17 protein-coding genes and 3 tRNA genes are annotated in these 15,055 nt (G+C 70.9%); 8 read left to right on the top strand and 12 right to left on the bottom strand.

Annotated elements, in window-relative coordinates; genetic code table 11:
* The first annotated feature begins 77 nt into the window (after positions 1-77).
* Positions 78-2,960, top strand: coding sequence for a helix-turn-helix transcriptional regulator (locus tag HS048_RS06795; protein WP_196466470.1), 2,883 nt, complete (start codon positions 78-80; stop codon positions 2,958-2,960).
* A 318-nt stretch (positions 2,961-3,278) separates the two neighbouring features.
* On the opposite strand, the gene HS048_RS06790 is transcribed toward HS048_RS06795, so the two are convergent.
* A complete protein-coding gene (locus HS048_RS06790) occupies positions 3,279-4,907 on the bottom strand; it encodes an ABC-F family ATP-binding cassette domain-containing protein (RefSeq protein ID WP_196466469.1) in 1,629 nt (542 codons plus the stop codon).
* Between the two features lie 104 nt (positions 4,908-5,011).
* Here HS048_RS06790 and HS048_RS06785 point away from each other — a divergent pair, with 104 nt between their 5' ends.
* Positions 5,012-5,749: a TetR/AcrR family transcriptional regulator gene (locus tag HS048_RS06785; RefSeq protein ID WP_196466468.1), complete on the top strand. Its 738-nt coding sequence runs from the start codon at positions 5,012-5,014 to the stop codon at positions 5,747-5,749.
* 292 nt (positions 5,750-6,041) lie between these two features.
* Here HS048_RS06785 and HS048_RS06780 read toward each other — a convergent pair whose 3' ends face one another.
* A complete protein-coding gene (locus HS048_RS06780; RefSeq protein ID WP_196466467.1) occupies positions 6,042-6,533 on the bottom strand; it encodes a MarR family winged helix-turn-helix transcriptional regulator in 492 nt (163 codons plus the stop codon).
* 90 nt (positions 6,534-6,623) lie between these two features.
* Here HS048_RS06780 and HS048_RS06775 point away from each other — a divergent pair, with 90 nt between their 5' ends.
* The gene (locus HS048_RS06775; protein WP_196466466.1) at positions 6,624-6,974 is read left to right on the top strand and encodes an HGxxPAAW family protein; all 351 of its coding nucleotides are present in this window, start codon (positions 6,624-6,626) and stop codon (positions 6,972-6,974) included.
* On the opposite strand, the gene HS048_RS06770 is transcribed toward HS048_RS06775, so the two are convergent.
* From HS048_RS06770 to HS048_RS06735, 8 genes are all read right to left on the bottom strand, one after another.
* Positions 6,967-7,536 carry a TMEM165/GDT1 family protein gene (locus HS048_RS06770; protein WP_068896290.1) on the bottom strand — a complete coding sequence of 190 codons (570 nt, stop codon included), beginning with the start codon at positions 7,534-7,536 and terminating at the stop codon, positions 6,967-6,969. The genes HS048_RS06775 and HS048_RS06770 overlap by 8 nt on opposite strands.
* A 245-nt stretch (positions 7,537-7,781) precedes the next feature.
* Positions 7,782-9,005: a UDP-N-acetylmuramate dehydrogenase gene (locus HS048_RS06765; protein ID WP_196466465.1), complete on the bottom strand. Its 1,224-nt coding sequence runs from the start codon at positions 9,003-9,005 to the stop codon at positions 7,782-7,784.
* 86 nt (positions 9,006-9,091) lie between these two features.
* On the bottom strand, positions 9,092-9,463 hold the full coding sequence (locus HS048_RS06760) for a hypothetical protein (protein WP_196466464.1): 372 nt from the start codon (positions 9,461-9,463) through the stop codon (positions 9,092-9,094).
* A 74-nt stretch (positions 9,464-9,537) separates the two neighbouring features.
* Complete coding sequence (locus HS048_RS06755) at positions 9,538-9,966, bottom strand: MaoC family dehydratase (protein ID WP_068896284.1); 429 nt, start codon at positions 9,964-9,966, stop codon at positions 9,538-9,540.
* The gene (locus HS048_RS06750) at positions 9,966-10,412 is read right to left on the bottom strand and encodes a MaoC family dehydratase N-terminal domain-containing protein (protein WP_068896282.1); all 447 of its coding nucleotides are present in this window, start codon (positions 10,410-10,412) and stop codon (positions 9,966-9,968) included. The genes HS048_RS06755 and HS048_RS06750 overlap by 1 nt, the downstream gene beginning before the upstream one ends.
* A 276-nt stretch (positions 10,413-10,688) precedes the next feature.
* Positions 10,689-10,853 carry a 50S ribosomal protein L33 gene (rpmG, locus tag HS048_RS06745; RefSeq protein WP_030921771.1) on the bottom strand — a complete coding sequence of 55 codons (165 nt, stop codon included), beginning with the start codon at positions 10,851-10,853 and terminating at the stop codon, positions 10,689-10,691.
* Positions 10,854-10,932: 79 nt separating this feature from the next.
* A tRNA-Met gene (locus HS048_RS06740) sits at positions 10,933-11,006 on the bottom strand.
* A gap of 201 nt (positions 11,007-11,207) precedes the next feature.
* Positions 11,208-11,283: transfer RNA gene (locus tag HS048_RS06735), tRNA-Thr, on the bottom strand.
* 145 nt (positions 11,284-11,428) lie between these two features.
* On the opposite strand from HS048_RS06735, the gene HS048_RS06730 reads away from it, so the two are divergent.
* The 3 genes from HS048_RS06730 (at position 11,429) to HS048_RS06720 (ending at position 12,704) form a co-directional block, all read left to right on the top strand.
* Positions 11,429-11,845, top strand: a complete 417-nt coding sequence (locus HS048_RS06730) for a RidA family protein (protein WP_068896281.1) — start codon at positions 11,429-11,431, stop codon at positions 11,843-11,845.
* A 71-nt stretch (positions 11,846-11,916) separates the two neighbouring features.
* Positions 11,917-12,225, top strand: coding sequence for a hypothetical protein (locus HS048_RS06725; RefSeq protein WP_196466463.1), 309 nt, complete (start codon positions 11,917-11,919; stop codon positions 12,223-12,225).
* Positions 12,226-12,284: 59 nt separating this feature from the next.
* On the top strand, positions 12,285-12,704 hold the full coding sequence (locus HS048_RS06720; protein WP_196466462.1) for an SgcJ/EcaC family oxidoreductase: 420 nt from the start codon (positions 12,285-12,287) through the stop codon (positions 12,702-12,704).
* Between the two features lie 117 nt (positions 12,705-12,821).
* Here HS048_RS06720 and HS048_RS06715 read toward each other — a convergent pair.
* A tRNA-Tyr gene (locus HS048_RS06715) sits at positions 12,822-12,906 on the bottom strand.
* Between the two features lie 413 nt (positions 12,907-13,319).
* On the opposite strand from HS048_RS06715, the gene HS048_RS06710 reads away from it, so the two are divergent.
* Positions 13,320-13,814 carry a YajQ family cyclic di-GMP-binding protein gene (locus tag HS048_RS06710; RefSeq protein ID WP_068896276.1) on the top strand — a complete coding sequence of 165 codons (495 nt, stop codon included), beginning with the start codon at positions 13,320-13,322 and terminating at the stop codon, positions 13,812-13,814.
* Positions 13,815-14,044: 230 nt separating this feature from the next.
* Here the strand turns inward: HS048_RS06710 and HS048_RS06705 are convergent, their stop codons facing one another.
* Positions 14,045-14,590, bottom strand: a complete 546-nt coding sequence (locus HS048_RS06705) for a helix-turn-helix domain-containing protein (protein WP_196466461.1) — start codon at positions 14,588-14,590, stop codon at positions 14,045-14,047.
* Positions 14,591-14,633: 43 nt separating this feature from the next.
* Between HS048_RS06705 and HS048_RS06700 the strand changes: the two genes are divergently transcribed.
* Positions 14,634-15,044: a nuclear transport factor 2 family protein gene (locus HS048_RS06700; protein ID WP_196466460.1), complete on the top strand. Its 411-nt coding sequence runs from the start codon at positions 14,634-14,636 to the stop codon at positions 15,042-15,044.
* The last annotated feature ends 11 nt before the right edge of the window (positions 15,045-15,055 follow it).

The following is a 15,055-nucleotide window of genomic DNA, read 5'->3' as shown; positions in this document are numbered from 1 at the left end:
GCCCGCACCTACGGACGCGGTCCTCCGGTCAGAGCGGCCCTCCGATTAAACGGAGGAATCACGACAGAAGACATGACATGCTGGAAAACATGATGGGTCGGGCGGTGAGCCCCGTCTTCGTGGGGCGGGAGTCGGAGCTCGCGGATCTGGCCGAGGCCTTCGAGCAGGCGCGGAAGAAGAACGCCGCCGCGGTGCTGCTCGGCGGCGAGGCGGGGGTCGGCAAGAGCCGCCTGGTCACGTGCTTCGCCGAGCGGTCCGCGCTCGACGGCGCGCGGGTGCTGGCCGGCGGCTGCGTGGAGCTGTCCACCGAGGGCCTCGCCTACGCGCCCTTCACCGCCGCGATCCGCCAGCTGGTCCGCGAGCGGGGAGCCGACGAGGTGGCGGCGCTGCTGCCGGACGGCGCGGCCCGCGACCTGGCCCGGCTGCTGCCCGAGTTCGGCGAGCCCGGCGGCGACACCGAGAGCGAGACCGCGCGGGCCCGGCTCTTCGAGCAGATCCTGACCCTGCTGGAGCGCCTGGCCGAGCAGCGCCCCGTCGTCCTCGTCATAGAGGACATCCACTGGGCCGACCGGTCCAGCCGCGACCTGATCGCCTTCCTCAGCCGCAACCTGCGCACCGCGCCGGTCCTGATGGTCCTCACCTACCGCTCCGACGACCTGCACCGCCAGCATCCGCTCCGGCCGGTGCTCGCCGAGCTCGGCCGGGTGGACGGGGTCCTGCGGATGGACCTGCCCCGGCTCACCCAGGACGAGGTGGCCGCGCAGATGGCGGGCATCCTCGGCACGGTCCCGGAGTTCGCCCGGGTCGGCGAGGTCTACCGGCGCAGCGAGGGCATCCCGCTGTTCGTCGAGGCGCTGACGGAGTGCGGCGACGGCTGCTCCTTCCCCGACTCCCTGCACGACCTGATCATCGGTTCGGTCGAGCGGCTGCCGGACGAGACCCAGCGCGTGCTGCGCGTCGCCGCCGCGGGCGGCATCCGGGTCGGCCACGATCTGCTCGCCGCCGTCAGCGGCCTGTCCGACCTGGAACTGGAGGACGCGATCCGGCCCGCCGTCGCGGCCAACGTCATCCAGGTCGCCGACGGCCGCGCGTACGCCTTCCGGCACGCGCTCATCCGCGAGGCCGTGCACGACGAGCTGCTGCCCGGCGAGCACGTACGGCTGCACGCCCGCTTCGCCGAGGAGATCGAGCGGGACCGCACGCTGGTCCCGCCGGGCCGCGCCGCCATCGAGATCGCCCACCACTGGTACTCCGCCCGCGACGACCTGTGGGCCCTCGTCTCGGCCTGGGAGGCCGCGCAGAAGGCCGCGCGAACCTTCGCCTACAACGAGAAGGTGCAGTTGCTGGAGCGGGTCCTCGCGCTGTGGAGCAAGGTCCCCGACGCCTCGGCACGGATCGGCGCGGACCACACCACGGTCCTGGAGCAGGCTTCGGAGGCCGCCTACGCCTGCGGGGAGCTCGACCGCGGCACGAAGTTCGTCAAGGCCGCCCTGGCCGAGCTGGACGAGAAGACGGAGCCCGAGCGGGTGGCCGAGCTGGTCGTACGGCTCTCGCAGTTCAAGCTGGCCAAGCGGAAGCCTGGAGCGCTCGCCGACCTCCGCTACGCCGAGCGGCTGGTGCCCGAGCCGGGCCTGGCCCGCGCCCACGTGCTGGCCAGGCTCGGCTCCTACCTGATGTTCCGCAGCGAGGTGGACGAGGGGACCGCGCTCACCGAGGAGGCGCTGGCCATCTCCCGCGCCCACGGCGACGAGTGCCTGGAGGCCGACCTGCTGCTCAACCTGGGGGTGGGCCACTCGATCGCGGGCCGGCTCCATCTCCTGGTCGAGGCCAACGAGACCGCCATGGAGATCGGCAGACGCCTCGGCTCGGGCCGGATCGTGCTGCGCGCCCTGGCCAACAGCGTGGACGCGCTCAACAACCTGGGCCGCTCGGCCGAGGCCGTCGAGCTCGCGCTGGAGGGCGAGAGGCTGGCCCGCAAGTACGGCCGCTACCGCGCCCACGGCGCCTTCATCGCCAACAACCGGGCCGAGGTGCTGGAGGCGCTGGGCCGCCTCGACGAGGCGGCCGAGCTGGCCGAGCGGGAGCTCGCCAGGGACCCCTCCACCCGCGACCGGCATCACCTGAACCGGACCCGCGCGGCGGTGGCCGCCGCGCGCGGTGAGACCGAGGTGCTCAGGGCCGTCCTGGCCGAGCTGGCGCTCTCCCCCGAGCAGGCGGAGTTCACCCAGGAGGCGGTGGTCAACGCCTGCCTGGCGATGCGGCTGCACCTGCTGGAGGGCGAGCCGGCGACCGCCCTCGACGTGGCCGAGAAGGTCACACTGGAGGCCCGCATCCTGAGCAAGCCCGAGCTCGGCTGGCGGCTGGTCGCCCAGATCGCCGTGGTGTGCGACGCCGCCGGCCTCATCGCGCCCGAGCGGGCGGCGGCGCTGCGCGACCGGATCGAGGCGACCGCCGCCGCGATGACCGTGGACGGCCCGGTCGCCGAGGCCTACCGGTTCTGCCTCACCGGCGACCACGACGCCGCGGCCTCCGCCTGGGAGCGGCTGGACCGGCCGTTCCTGCGCGCCTCGTCGCTGCTCCAGGCGGCACGCGCCGCCGCCGCGGCGGGTGACCGCGAGGGCGCCGCCGTACGGCTCCGCGCGGCCCATCCGGTCGCGGAGGCGCTGTCGGCCCGGCCGCTGATCGCCGAGATCGAGTCCCTGGCCCGCCGGGTCGGCGCCGCGCTCGCACCGGAGGCCCGGCAGGCGGAGGGGACCGCGGAAGCCGTCTCGCTCACCCCGCGCGAGCAGGAGGTGCTCCGGCTCGTCGCGCAGGGGCGCTCCAACCGGGACATCGCCGCGGAGCTGTTCATCTCGGCCAAGACGGTGAGCGTGCACGTCTCGAACATCCTGGGCAAGCTCGGCGTCTCGACCCGGGGCGAGGCCGCGGCGGCCGCCCACCGCCTGGCCCTGATCGGCTGAGGCGCCCGCGGACGCCGTCCGCGCACGGACGGGCCGGTTGACGAGGTCCTGTCCGTTCGGATCAACGGCGGGATCTCGTGGGTTTCTGGATCGGTGAGGTCACCGGAAAGCTCGTCCGAGCGTGCGCGGCGTTCGCGGAGAAGGGCGCGGACGGTTCCCGGCCACTGTGGCGCCCGGCGACATGATCGGCTCCCCTGCGGCCGGGAATCCGCAGGACCTTCTTGAGATACGGGGCAGCCGGATCCGAACAGCGCCGGAGGGGCGCGGGCAGCACTTCGGTCTTCGGTGATCCCGGCTACCGCCCACCGGCCTGCGCCATCAGCGCGTGCGCTCGACCCGGCCCTCGTGCCAGACCGGCTCGTCGCTGTCGTAGACGGCTCCGTCAGAGGCGAAGACCAGGAAGCGATCGAAGTCGGCGGCGAACCAGCGGTCGTGGGTGACGGCCAGCACGGTGCCGGAGAAGGACGCCAGGCCCTGCTGCAGCGCTTCGGCGCTGGCCAGGTCCAGGTTGTCGGTGGGCTCGTCCAGCAGCAGCAGGGTGGCGCCGGACAGCTCCAGCAGCAGGATCTGCAACCGGGCCTGCTGACCGCCCGACAGGGTCTCGAACCGCTGGCCGCCGGCGGGAGCGAGCTCGTAGCGGGCCAGAGCGGCCATCGCCTCGTTCAAGGTGAGGGCGTGGCCGGTCGTGACCAGCTCGGTCGGCGTGCGGCCGTGCAGGTCCGGGCGGGCGTGGGTCTGCACGAACCGGCCCGGGGCCACCCGCGACCCCAACCGGACCGAACCGCTGTGCGGCACGGTGGGCACCGCGCCGTCGGCGGCCTGCTCCAGCAGATGCAGGAAGGTGGACTTGCCCGACCCGTTGGAGCCGAGGACCCCGACGCGTTCGCCGTACCAGATCTCGGCGTCGAACGGCCGCATCAGACCGGTGAGCTCCAGTTTCTCGCAGACGACGGCGCGTTTGCCGGTGCGACCGCCGCGCAGCCGGATCCGCACGTTCTGCGCCTTGGGCGGGCGCTGGGGCGGGCCGGTCTCCTCGAAGCGGCTCAGCCGGGTGCGCGCCGCCCGGTAGGCCGAGGACAGCGCATCGTTGCCGGCCGAGCCCTGTTGCAGGGTGTGCACCAGCTGCCTGAGCTTGGCGTGTTCGTCGTTCCAGCGGCGGCGGCGCTCCTCCAGGCGGCTGATGCGCTCCTGGCGGGCCTGGGCGTAGGTGGCGAAGCCTCCGCCGTGGATCCAGACCCCGCGGTCTTCCACGGTCACGATCCGGTCGGCGGCCTCCGCCAGGAGCCGGCGGTCGTGGGAGACCAACAGCACGGTCTTGTCCGTGGCCCGCAGCCGGCCCTCCAGCCACTGCTTGGCGGGCACGTCGAGGTAGTTGTCCGGCTCGTCCAGCAGCAAGACCTCGTCCGGACCGCGCAGCAGGGCCTCCAGGACGAGGCGTTTCTGCTCGCCTCCCGACAGCGAGGCCACCGGGCGGTGCCGGACCGCGTCGTAGGGCAGGCCCATGGACTCGGTGGCGCACACGTCCCAGACGACCTCCATGTCGTAACCGCCGGCGTCGGCGTAGTCGGCGACCGCTTGGGCGTAGGCCAGTTGCGTCTCCTCCTCGTCGCGGGCCGCGATCGCCGCCTCCGCCCCCGCCAGGGCCTGGGCCGCGGCGCGGACCCGGTCCGGTGCCACCGACAGCAGCAGGTCGTGCACGCTCCGGTCGTCGCGGATGCCGCCGATGAACTGCCGCATCACTCCCAGTCCTCCGGAGGAGATCACGCGGCCGTCGTCCGGTCGCAGATCCCCGGCGATCAGCCGCAGCAGGGTGGTCTTGCCCGCGCCATTCGGCCCCACCAGGGCGGCCTTGACCCCGTCACCGACGCGGAACGACACCTCGTGCAGGAGCAGCCGCCCGTCCGGCAGCACGTAGGTCAGCCGATCCGCCTCGACATGTCCTGCCACGACACCTCCCTGATGCGGGCTCGGGCTCCTCGTCACTTCCGGATCGGTGTTCCAGTGACTAGACCAACGATCCAGTACTCGATCCCCATACTAGACTCATGTCCATGGACACGGGCAAGGCAGGATCGGGAGCACGCCGCACGGGAGCGGCAGGGGAGGTCTGGCTGCGGCCGTCCGCGCGAAAGGGGCGCGGCGCACCGCCGCTCAGCCGGGACCGGATCGTCGAAGAGGCCGTGGCCCTCCTGGACGCCGAAGGCACCGACCTGCTGACCATGCGGCGCCTGGCCGAACGGCTCGGCACCGGCTCCACCACGCTGTACTGGCATGTGAAGACCAAGGACGACGTCCTCGATCTGGCCCTGGACGCCATCTTCGCCGAGGTCGAGATCCCACCGAAGAGCGACGAAGGGTGGCGGGCCGACATCACCGCGCTGATCAACGGATGGCGCGCGGTCCTGCTGAGGCACCCCTGGTCGGCGGCGCTGCTGAGCCGCCCGATGCTGGGCCCCAACGTGCTGGCCCGCAGCGAGTTCCTGTACGCCACCCTCCTGGACGCCGGAGTGACCGAGCCCCACCTCACCGCCGCAGCGTACGGTCTGTCCAACTACGTCATCGGCTCGGGGCTGATGCAGGCCACCTGGCCGGCCGACGCGGAGCAGGAAGTGCAGCGGGCCGCGCGGGAACACCTCCGGTCCAACCGGGAGCGCTACCCGGCCCTGGCCGCCTACGGACCGCTCGTCGCGGAAGGCGACTGGGACACCGGCTTCGCCCTGGGCCTGGGCTGGCTCCTCGATGGCATCCAGGCCGGTATCACCGACGCCGGTGGCGCGGCGCGAACGTGAAGCGGCCGCACCGCGAGGAAACGATCTCTATCGGCATGACGTCACGCTGACGCCACCCCTCGTCCTCCTTCCAAAGCGGACGGCCGTCGCCCGGCAAGGCATGCAGGTCGCTGTGACTTCTGCACCGGCGGAGAGGAGGGAGGCGAGACGCCCAGGCGGCGCTGTCGGCCCTCATCGACATTTCAGGACCCGCTGATCAGCGACTGCTGTCCGATCGCATCAACATCCGGTGTCCGCTCCCGCCTACGGAACCACACGGATCACGCACGGCCAGGACGAGGTCGGGTCGCGGTCAGGACGCGGTCCGGGAGTCCATCCCGCGGATCTCCTCCAGAGAGAGGCGCATCACGTCGGCGGCACGGGTGAACCAGTCGGCCAGCACGGCGACCTCGTCGGGCGAGTAGTCGGCGAACAACTCGGAGAGCCGGTCGTAGAAGGGCTGGTAGACCACGGCGACCCGGGCCGCGGCGGACGCGTCCGCGACGATCCGCACCCGCCTGCGGTCCGCGGGATCGGCCTGACGGCGGGCATAACCGGCCCGTTCGAGGCGGTTGACGACCCCGGTGATCGCACCGGTGGTCAGGTTGGCCTTCTCCGCCAGGTCGCCCGCGGTCGGGGGCTCGTCTCCGAAGTCCCAGATGTGAGCCAGACACGTGAGATCGGTGACGTTCAGACCCAGCCGCTGGGCGATGTCGTGCTGCCCGACGATGCTCAGCGCGATGAGCCGGTCCATGCCGGCCAGCGCCTGGGCGCTCGACGCCTCAGGCCGGGGCTTGCCTTCCACGACCACTCTCCTTAGCATCTAAGATATTTAGTACGTAAGATAAGCGATCTCCACTCTACGCCGGAGATCGGAGCCTCGCCAAGGAGAGCCATGAGCGGAATGCACGGCGACTACGACCTGGGCCACACGGTCGCGGGCTGGACCGGGTGCGGTGTCGCCCTCGCCGGGGCCGCGACCATCGGGGTGTCCGTGTGCGCGGCTTGGCTCCCCGGCGTCTGGCTGGGGACGGGGACCCTCGCGGCCGCCGGACTGATCACGTGGGCGCTGCACCTGATGGGCTGGGGCAAGCCCAGCGGCCCCCGGCCGGCGGACCAGTGGGACTGGAGGCTGCGGGACCCGATGACGGCCCACGCCGACTGCCTCGCCTGCCGCCTGGCCGGAGGACCGGTGGGGGCCGCCCGCCGGCGCGTCCCCCAGCCGGTGACCATGCCGATCAGGTGAGCACCGGCTCGACCAGCAGGAGCACGCCGAAGACCGCGAAGGCGGCGGCGGCGCCGTACCGGATGACCTTCTCCGGCAGGTTCTTGCCGAGCAGGCGGCCGACCACGATGGCCAGCGCGTCGGCGGCGACCATGCCGACCGTCGAGCCGATCCAGGTGCCGACCCAGTCGTGCTGGGTGGCCAGGGTGATGGTGGCGAGCATGGTCTTGTCGCCGAGTTCGGCCAGGAAGAACGCCACGGTCACCGCGATGATCGCCGACCGGGTGGTCCGCTTGGCCCTGGCCGCCTCCTCCTCGGTCAGTTCGTCGCCCCGGAGCGTCCACAGGGCGAAGCCGAGGAAGGCGATGCCCGCCACGATCGTGATGGCGGTGGTGGGCAGGAAGTCGCCGACCAGCCCGCCGAGGCCGACGCTGACGAGGTGGACCACCGCGGTGGCCAGGGTGATGCCGGCCAGGACCGGCCACGGCTTGAACCGGGTGGCGAAGGTCATCGCCATGAGCTGGCTCTTGTCGCCGAGCTCGGCGACGAAGATCACAGCGAGACTGATCCAGAACGCTTCCAACGGGGTCGCCCTTCACGCGCATGCGACCGGGCCGGAAGGGGGCACCCGGGGAGTCTCGGGCGCGCTTCGGCCCGGCGGCATGAATTTCGGTATGCCTGCCAGGCCGAAGGTCTCGTCCGCCTGTGCCTGCCAGGCCCGCGCGACCGGGCGCCCTGGGGCGCCAGTATGTCGATCACGCGATTGGGACTACTCCCCTTCGGGTGTTTCCACCCGACTTTAACACCCGGCGCCCGGGACTCATTCCGCTACAGGCGTGTGCCGGCCATCACAGGCTCGTTGACGAGCGTCACCCCGAACTTCTCCCGCACGCCGTCACGGACCTCCCTGGCCAGGGCGAGCAGGTCCTCGGTGGTCGCCGCCAGCTCCGGATTGGTCAGGGCGAGGGTGTGCTTGGTGGAGATCGCGGCCGGGCCGCGCCGGTAACCCTTGGGGAAGCCGGCGTTCTCGATCAGCCAGGCCGCGGGGACCTTCACGGCCCCGCCGGGCACGTCCCAGCGGGGGAAGCCGGGCGCGCGCAGCTCCAGCTCGGCCGCCTCGTCCGCGGTCAGCACCGGGTTGGTGAAGAACGAGCCCGCGCTCCGGGTGTCCGGGTCGGTGGGGTCGAGGACCATGCCCTTGCCCGCGCGCAGCGCCAGGACCGCCCGCCGTACCTCCGCCAGCGGCGCCCGCTCGCCGAGGCCGACGCCCAGCCGGGCGGCGAGCTCCTTGTAGGCGATCGGGGCGGACAGGCCGCCGTTCCCGACGTCCCGCGGGAGCGCGTAGGTGACCGCGAGCACGAGGTGCCGTCCGGGCTCCTGCTTGAAAGCGCTGTGCCGGTAGGCGAATCCGCACTCGGCCGCGGTCAGGTCCCGCACCTCGCCCGCCACCCGGTCGTAGACCCGGACCGCGGTTATCGTCTGCGAGACGTCCTGCCCGTAGGCTCCGACGTTCTGGATCGGGGTGGAGCCGACCAGCCCGGGGATGCCCGACAGGCACTCGATCCCCGGTCTCCCCTCGGCCACGGCCCGCTCGACCAGCGCGTCCCAGTCCTCCCCGGCCTGCACGGTGATCCTGTCCCCGCCGTTCCAGCCGACGTCACCGGCACCGGAGCCCCCGCTCCCGCCGTTCCGGCCGTCGCCGCCTGCGCCAGGGTCCTCGCTCCCGCTCCCGCCGTTCCGGCCGGTCTCTGCGGCACCGGAGCCCCCGCTCCCGCCGTTCCGGCCGGTCTCTGCGGCACCGGAGTCCCCGTTCCCGGCGACCTCGATCCCCCGCGACGCGACGCGTACGACCAGACCGTCGAACCCCTCGTCGGCCACGACCAGGTTGCTGCCACCGCCGAGCACGAGCACCGGCTCACCCGCCCGGTCCGCCTCCGCGACCAGCCCGACGAGTTCCTCCGCCGACCTCGCCTCCACGAACGCCCGAGCCGGTCCGCCCAGCCCCAACGTCGTGTACGGCGCCAGCCGTACCCCTGCAACCCGCTCAGCCATGCCCCATCCCCAGCAGACCCGACAAAATTCGCGACCAGCCTATGTGGCCTCGAACGCCCGGGACACAGACGGTCTCGAAGGGGCGGTCAGGTGGCCGCGCCGTCGCGCCGGGACGGCCCGGGAGAACCCGCGGGATCCTCGTCCTGGCCCTGCGGCATGGTCTCGTCCAGCCGCGACACCGACAGGCTCCCGTCCCAGAGGCGCTGCGAGGAGACCGCCCGTTCGGGGTCGCCCTCCAGCTCGTTGCCACCCTCCCGGCCGACGAGCTCGGACCCCTCGGGCACCTGTTCCGGCGCCGCCTCCTCGTCGGCGAGCAGCTTGGCGCCGGGCGGGTCCGCCCTCTCGGGGGAACCGCCCCGCCTCGCGGTCTCGGCGGCCTCCTGCAGGGGCCGGTCATGGACCCTCTCGCCGGCCCGCTCCTCGGCTCGCTCACTGACGTGACGTGGTGTTTCGCTCATGCCCGGACGCCTACCCACGGACCGGGGGAAGATTCTCGCCCCGATCCGCAGCAGCCCCGGCCTCCGGCGATCCGTCAGGAGAGCTGGACGACCGCGCGGGCCTTGGAGAGCACCCGCGAGCCGTCGCACCTGGCGGTCAGGGCGACCACCACGCGCTTGTCCTCGAGCTTCTCCTCGACCACGCCGCTCACCGTGATGACGGCGCCCTTCTCATCGTCCGGGACGACCACCATGGACGAGAACCGCACGCCGTAGTCGACGACCGCGGCCGGGTCCCCCGCCCAGTCGGTGACGAAGCGCCCTCCCTGGGCCATGGTGAACATGCCGTGGGCGATGACGTCGGGCAGCCCCACGGTCTTGGCGAAGCGCTCGTTCCAGTGGATGGGGTTGAAGTCGCCCGAGGCGCCGGCGTACATCACCAGGCTCGCGCGGCGGACCGGATAGTCCGCGGCCGGGATCTCCTGGCCCACCTCGATGTCGTCGTACTTGACCGTCGCGGCCATCAGCCCGCTCCTCCACGCTCGACGATGGTGTTGTAGGTCGTGCAGACGGGCTCGCCCCCGACGGTCGTCACATCGCTTCGCACGGTGATGAACTCGTTGCGGCCGACGCTGCGGATGTCGGTCACGGTCGAGACGCTGACCAGCTCGTCACCGGCGTAGATGGGCCGCTGGTACTGGAAGCGCTGCTCCCCGTGGACGACCATCGCGAAGTTCAGGCCGAGCTCGGGGTCGGCCAGGATCGCCCCTCCGGCCAGGCTGAACACGATGGGGAAGGTCGGCGGGGCCACGACGTCCGGATGACCGGCGGCCCGCGCGGCCTCCCTGTCCCGGTAGATCGGGTTGTTGTCCCCGATCGCCGTCGCGAACTCTTTGATCTTCACGCGACTGACCTCGTAGGGCGAGGAGGGCGCGGACGCCCGCCCGACGAAATCGCGGTTCAGAGCCATCGTGCTCCTTTACGGAATCCGAGCCGGTGAGGCCGACATTAACAGAACAACGTTCGGGAGAGCAGTCTCCCGACGGCCACCAGGAAACCGTAGCCCGGCCGGGGGGCCGTCCGGGTGTGGAGCACGGTCAACACCCGGACGGGAAAGCTGTCCGGAAACGACAAACCGGCGCCCCAGGAGAGGACGCCGGTCGTCGAATGAATATGTGAATGCCGCAGAACTGTAGATCTGCAGAAGCGCTCATCCTCCGCCACGAGGCGGAGGGCCGCGCGGAGACTAACGGGTCTCGCGGTGCGCCTGGTGCGTCTTGCAGTTGGGGCAGTACTTCTTGAGCTCAAGCCGGTCCGGGTCGTTACGCCGGTTCTTCCGCGTGATGTAGTTGCGGTGCTTGCACTCCTGGCAGGCCAGCGTGATCTTGGGCCTAACGTCGGTGGCAGCCACGTGGGAGTGCCTTTCTACGTTCGGGACTGGGACAACCCACGCCAGGGCTCCTTCTAGGGAAGGGAGCCCGGGAGGGTAGTAGCGGAGGCCGGACTTGAACCGGCGACACAACGATTATGAGCCGTTTGCTCTGCCTGACTGAGCTACTCCGCCTTGAGGCCGACGAAATCGACCGGCCTCCGCAAGGATACCCGACTCGCGGAGCGACCGCGTACCTGTGCAGGTCGGAGCCACTATCAGGGACTTGCCCCGATATGCCCGCCCACGCGTCGGGAACCTTGAGCATTTCCAGGTGGCTGCATCGAGTCCACCCAAGCCAAAAGCCCCAACCATAAGGCCAGGGCGTTCAGGCTGTGGAGCCCCCAAACGGAATCGAACCGTTGACCTTCTCCTTACCATGGAGACGCTCTGCCGACTGAGCTATAGGGGCCTGTCCGTTGTCGCTCTCGCGCTGCGGACAGGTGTAACCATACACGCCCGGCGCACGCGATGTGAAATCAGATCGCGCGCCCCGTTCCGGTACGGTCCCGCCTGAGCCGGGCACCGCAAGCCCGGCCGCGCACGAAGGAGGACGCATGACGCACATCGAGTTCGGCACCCCGCCGACGCTGCCCCCGACCAACGGCTACAGCCACGTCGCGAGCGTTGCGCCGGGCAGCCGGCTCGTCTGGACCTCGGGTCAGGTCCCGATCGCCGCGGACGGCACACCCGCCGCCGCCGGTGACTGGGAGGCCCAGACCCGCCTGGTCATGCAGAACGTCGGTGCCGCCCTCGAGGCGGCCGGAGCGGCCTGGGAGCACGTGTTCAAGCTGACGATCTTCGTTGTCGACACCTCGGCGCTGCCCGTCGTGCGGGCCGTACGCGATGAGTTCATCGATCTGGAGCGGCCGCCCACGAGCTCGCTCGTCCAGGTCGCAGGGCTGTTCCGGCCCGACATCCTGATCGAGATCGAGGCGGTCGCCGCGGTCCCGGCCGGTCCCCCGTCTCCCTGATGATGAGGAGAGGAGGCCCGGGCCGGGGCCCGCCCGCTCTCCTACCGATTTCCCGCCGATGAGGAGGACCAGTGCAGGACCAGCGCAGGCAGGCGATCCGGGCCCTCGACGAGAGCGACCGCCCCCACCTTTACTGGCACGGGGTCGACGCCACCGGCCACGTGTGGCTGTTCGAGACGGTCCTCGACGACGGAGGCGAGTACTGGCCGGTCAGGCACGCCGAACTCGGCGCCGACGGCCTCGCCCGCCAGTACTCGTGGCACCGTATGGAGGACGAGCACGGCTTCCTGGCCGAAGGACCGCTCTACCCGGACGACTTCGGGCTGAGCCCGCTGACCGCCGAGGAGTTCGCCACCCTGTGGGCCGCGCTCAGCCGGTGACGGGCGCCACGCGCGCTCCCCTTGACCTCTACTTCGGTCGAGGTACCAGGCTGGTCCCCATGAACACGACAGCGCTCGACGAGCGGACGCGTGAAACCGAGATCGAGGCGATCAAGCAGGTGGTCGCCGCGGTCGAGCACTCCCAGCGGAACGAACTCCCGGACGCGTTCGCCGACCTCTTCCGGCCCGACGCGATCTGGACCACGGGGCACGGCAGGCGCCTGTTCGGCCGCGAGGAGATCGCGGCGTTCACCCGCCGGGTGCTCCCCGGCGCCATGAAGGACATGACGCCCGTCTACGAGGTGGTGCACGTGCTGTTCATCCGCCCCGACGTCGCCGCCGTCAAGGTGCGCCAGCGGTATCTGACCCTCGACGGCCGACCCGTCGGGGACGAGGGGAGCCCGCTGTACGTCATGTCCAAGGAGGACGGCCACTGGCGCCTGACCGCCTGCCAGAACACCCAGGTGCTCGACTCCTGACCGACGACCACGGGGTATCACCCCGGGACGGGGCCGTGGCGTCGGCTGGTCACCCGGGACCGCATGTCCCGGGAAAGCAAAAGAGGCCCCGGAGGGCCTCTGAGCTGCCAGTTCGGCTGGTGGCAGGTGCAGGACTTGAACCTGCGTAGGCTGAGCCGACGGTTTTACAGACCGCTCCCTTTGACCACTCGGGCAACCTGCCGCATCATCCGCTCGAGGCGGCGACATGAAGAAGAATAGCGGACTTCCGGACGTGACGTGACATCGGCGGCGGCTCCCGCCGTCGGCCTGTCGCGCCGGAGTCCGCGGACCCGCCCCCACGGTCCGACCACGACGTCCGCGGACCCGCCCCCACGGTCCGACCACGACGTCCGCGGGCCCGGGACCCACGCTCCTACCACGGCATCCGCAGACCCGGGACCCGGTCGGCGGACCCGTGCCGGGCGGCCTCCTCCACCTGCCCCTGATCCCTTTCCCGCGCATTGCTCCCGCGCCCTACCGCCCGGACCGGCTCGCTGCCGGAAGGGGGCACCATGATGTCGACGATCACCTTCACCATGGGCTGACAGGCAAAGCGCTAGGGTCGTCGAGAGAGCTAGAGAGGACAGTCGACGCATGGCCGACAGCAGTTTCGACATCGTCAGCAAGATCGACCATCAGGAGGCCGACAACGCGCTGAACCAGACGGTCAAGGAGATCGGGCACCGGTTCGACTTCAAGGGCACCGGCGCGAGCATCGCGTGGTCCGGCGGCCAGAAGGCCGTCGAGATCAAGGCCAACAGCGAGGAGCGCGCCAACGCCGTCCTTGACGTGTTCAAGGAGAAGCTGATCAAGCGAGGCCTGTCTCTCAAGATCCTTGACGCGGGCGAGCCCAAGTTGTCCGGCAAGGACTACCGCCTCGTGGTCACCCTCAAGGAGGGCATCGACCAGGAGAACGCCAAGAAGATCTCGAAGATCATCCGGGACGAGGGCCCCAAGGGCGTCAAGGCGCAGATCCAGGGTGACGAACTGCGGGTGAGCTCCAAGAAGCGGGACGAGCTCCAGGAGGTCATCGCCCTCCTCAAGGGCAAGGACCTGGACCTCGCCCTCCAGTTCACGAACTACCGTTAACCAGGCGGGTAATCAACGTCTTGACCTGGGGTTCGTGATCCTCGCCCTTGATCAGGACACATCCAGGGCACACGGCCGGGGCCGGAGATCTCCCGGGCCCCGGCCGCTCCCCGCTCGAAGCAGCCCGGTCGTCCGGCGCCACGAGAACTTCCCCAGAACTACAGAAAGGCCTCGATCTCGTAATCCTGCTCATCCTGCGGAAGCCGGCATCCGGATCCGGTGGACGACGTCTACGCGGCCAGGCCGGCGAAGATGACGGCGAGTGTCCGTTCCTGCAGCTCCAGGTCCCAGCCGCCCTGCAGGGCGCCTTGGCAGACGCTCACCAGCAGCGCCATCACCTCGGGCCGGCCGACATCACCGCGTACCGTGCCCGCGGCCTGCGCCTGGCGCAACAGTTCGCCCACCGCCTCGCCCAGCTGACCCACCGCCCCCGGAACGCTGACACCGGCCAGGTCGACCACCGTGCGCTTGGCCGCCGCCTGCTCGACCAGCCGACGGAAGAAGACGTGCAGGCCGCCCGCCCCGCCGAGCGTGGCCGCGTCCTCCGCCAGCCGCGCCAGCAGGCGTTTCAGGATCTCCGCCAGCAGGTCGTCCTTGGTCGGGAAGTGCCGGAAGACCGTGCCGATCGCCACGCCGGCCAGCCGGGCCACCTCCTCGGTGGACGCCGACGTGCCGCGGTGCGCGAACACCTCCTCGGCCGCGTCGAGGATGCGTTCTCGATTTCGCTGCGCGTCCGCCCGCACGCCGACCCCCTTGGAAAATGAGTCTCGACTCATTATCTTAAGTCGAGTCGCCACTCATCTTATTCCGGAGGCAGGCATGACCCCACGCGAGGTCTTCGACCGCATGCGCGAGCACTGGATCGCCAACGTGACCGTCTTCGACGACGAATCGCTCACCGAGGACGTCGTCCTGGAAATGCCGTTCGCCGCACCCGGACGGCCCAGCCGGGTCGAAGGCCGAGCCGCGGTCCTGGCCTTCATCCGCGCCGGGCACGCCGACCTGCCCTTCCGCTTCGACGACTGCCGCGCGCTGGCCGTACACGACACCACCGACCCCCACACCATCGTCGTCGAGTACGAGCTGACCGCGACGATGACCGCGACGGGAGCGTCCGCCACGGCCCCGTTCGTCGGCGTGCTGACCGTCCGAGAGGGACGGATCGCCCGCTGGCGGGAGTACCAGAATCCACTCGCGGTCGCCTCCGCGCTGCAGACCGCGGCATCCTGAGCGCCGGCGCC

The sequence above is a fragment of the Planomonospora sp. ID91781 genome (assembly GCF_015711595.1).
In the GTDB taxonomy this organism is placed as follows: domain Bacteria; phylum Actinomycetota; class Actinomycetes; order Streptosporangiales; family Streptosporangiaceae; genus Planomonospora; species Planomonospora parontospora.
This window is presented reverse-complemented; position numbering and strand designations above follow the sequence as displayed.

Coding starts and splice junctions, on each gene's coding strand:
- HS048_RS06795 (WP_196466470.1), top strand. CDS start 78: ATGCTGGAAAACATGATGGGTCGGGCGGTGAGCCCCGTCTTCGTGGGG.
- HS048_RS06785 (WP_196466468.1), top strand. CDS start 5,012: ATGGACACGGGCAAGGCAGGATCGGGAGCACGCCGCACGGGAGCGGCA.
- HS048_RS06775 (WP_196466466.1), top strand. CDS start 6,624: ATGAGCGGAATGCACGGCGACTACGACCTGGGCCACACGGTCGCGGGC.
- HS048_RS06765 (WP_196466465.1), bottom strand. CDS start 9,005: ATGGCTGAGCGGGTTGCAGGGGTACGGCTGGCGCCGTACACGACGTTG.
- HS048_RS06760 (WP_196466464.1), bottom strand. CDS start 9,463: ATGAGCGAAACACCACGTCACGTCAGTGAGCGAGCCGAGGAGCGGGCC.
- HS048_RS06755 (WP_068896284.1), bottom strand. CDS start 9,966: ATGGCCGCGACGGTCAAGTACGACGACATCGAGGTGGGCCAGGAGATC.
- HS048_RS06750 (WP_068896282.1), bottom strand. CDS start 10,412: ATGGCTCTGAACCGCGATTTCGTCGGGCGGGCGTCCGCGCCCTCCTCG.
- HS048_RS06730 (WP_068896281.1), top strand. CDS start 11,429: ATGACGCACATCGAGTTCGGCACCCCGCCGACGCTGCCCCCGACCAAC.
- HS048_RS06720 (WP_196466462.1), top strand. CDS start 12,285: ATGAACACGACAGCGCTCGACGAGCGGACGCGTGAAACCGAGATCGAG.
- HS048_RS06710 (WP_068896276.1), top strand. CDS start 13,320: ATGGCCGACAGCAGTTTCGACATCGTCAGCAAGATCGACCATCAGGAG.
- HS048_RS06705 (WP_196466461.1), bottom strand. CDS start 14,590: ATGAGTCGAGACTCATTTTCCAAGGGGGTCGGCGTGCGGGCGGACGCG.
- HS048_RS06700 (WP_196466460.1), top strand. CDS start 14,634: ATGACCCCACGCGAGGTCTTCGACCGCATGCGCGAGCACTGGATCGCC.